The sequence below is a fragment of the Streptomyces sp. URMC 126 genome (assembly GCF_051386555.1).
Taxonomy (GTDB): domain Bacteria; phylum Actinomycetota; class Actinomycetes; order Streptomycetales; family Streptomycetaceae; genus Streptomyces.
The window spans coordinates 1-322 of sequence record NZ_JBPQTX010000731.1; the positions used below are offsets into that span (position 1 = coordinate 1).

Annotated in this window: 1 pseudogene; it reads right to left on the reverse strand. The window is 74.8% G+C overall.

The features are described from left to right. Positions 1-127: 127 nt before the first annotated feature. Positions 128-322 (reverse strand): annotated as a pseudogene (locus ACSNOK_RS33665) (glycerate kinase); the annotation flags it as partial.

The following is a 322-nucleotide window of genomic DNA, read 5'->3' on the forward strand; positions in this document are numbered from 1 at the left end:
GGACGGGCTGAATCCAGCCCGTCCGGCGTTTGAGGACGAGCGGCGAAGCCGCGACAAGCGGGGGTCTGGGGGCGCAGCCCCCAGGAAACGGCGAAGGGGCGGGACAGGGGCAACCCACCCTCGGCGCTCAGCCGAGCGCCTCGCGAGCGATCCGCTCCCCCACCCGCTCCAGCAGCGAACCCGCCTCGGTCATAGACCGACCCGCATCCGGCTCCAGCTCGGACAGAGCGTAGGCCCGCTCGACGCCCAGCCCCCCGAGAGCGCCGCGCGCCAGCGCAAGCCGCCCGCAAACGGCCACAACCCGCACCCCCCGCCCCGAAGC